Origin of the sequence: Bacillus badius NBRC 15713 (genome assembly GCF_001591605.1) — a bacterium.
GTDB classification, from domain to species: domain Bacteria; phylum Bacillota; class Bacilli; order Bacillales; family Domibacillaceae; genus Pseudobacillus; species Pseudobacillus badius.
This window is the reverse complement of sequence record NZ_BCVF01000101.1, coordinates 1-1,299: the sequence shown is the minus strand read 5'-3', so window position 1 is coordinate 1,299 and position 1,299 is coordinate 1. Positions and strand designations below refer to the sequence as shown.

General features: G+C 55.7%; 1 rRNA gene. It reads left to right on the top strand.

Annotated elements, in window-relative coordinates:
• Positions 1–1,299, top strand: a 23S ribosomal RNA gene (locus BBA02S_RS19885); the annotation flags it as partial.

Here is a 1,299-nt window from a genome sequence, read left to right as displayed (position 1 = left end):
CTAGCGAGGTGAAAGGTGCCCGTACCGCAAACCGACACAGGTAGGCGAGGAGAGAATCCTAAGGTGAGCGAGTGAACTCTCGTTAAGGAACTCGGCAAAATGACCCCGTAACTTCGGGAGAAGGGGTGCTCTTTGGGGTGCATAGCCCTGAGGAGCCGCAGTGAATAGGCCCAGGCGACTGTTTAGCAAAAACACAGGTCTCTGCGAAGCCGCAAGGCGAAGTATAGGGGCTGACGCCTGCCCGGTGCTGGAAGGTTAAGAGGAGGGGTTAGCTCACGCGAAGCTCTGAATTGAAGCCCCAGTAAACGGCGGCCGTAACTATAACGGTCCTAAGGTAGCGAAATTCCTTGTCGGGTAAGTTCCGACCCGCACGAAAGGCGTAACGATCTGGGCACTGTCTCAACGAGAGACTCGGTGAAATTATAGTACCTGTGAAGATGCAGGTTACCCGCGACAGGACGGAAAGACCCCGTGGAGCTTTACTGCAGCCTGATATTGAATTTCGGCACAGCTTGTACAGGATAGGTAGGAGCCTTTGAACCCGGAGCGCCAGCTTCGGGGGAGGCGTCGGTGGGATACTACCCTGGCTGTGTTGAACTTCTAACCCGCACCCGTGATCCGGGTGGGAGACAGTGTCAGGCGGGCAGTTTGACTGGGGCGGTCGCCTCCTAAAAAGTAACGGAGGCGCCCAAAGGTTCCCTCAGAATGGTTGGAAATCATTCGCAGAGTGTAAAGGCACAAGGGAGCTTGACTGCGAGACCTACAAGTCGAGCAGGGACGAAAGTCGGGCTTAGTGATCCGGTGGTTCCGCATGGAAGGGCCATCGCTCAACGGATAAAAGCTACCCCGGGGATAACAGGCTTATCTCCCCCAAGAGTCCACATCGACGGGGAGGTTTGGCACCTCGATGTCGGCTCATCGCATCCTGGGGCTGTAGTCGGTCCCAAGGGTTGGGCTGTTCGCCCATTAAAGCGGTACGCGAGCTGGGTTCAGAACGTCGTGAGACAGTTCGGTCCCTATCCGTCGCGGGCGCAGGAAATTTGAGAGGAGCTGTCCTTAGTACGAGAGGACCGGGATGGACGCACCGCTGGTGTACCAGTTGTCTTGCCAAAGGCATCGCTGGGTAGCTATGTGCGGACGGGATAAGTGCTGAAAGCATCTAAGCATGAAGCCCCCCTCAAGATGAGATTTCCCATAGCGCAAGCTAGTAAGATCCCTGAAAGATGATCAGGTAGATAGGTTCGAGGTGGAAGCGTGGCGACACGTGGAGCTGACGAATACTAATCGATCGAGGACTTA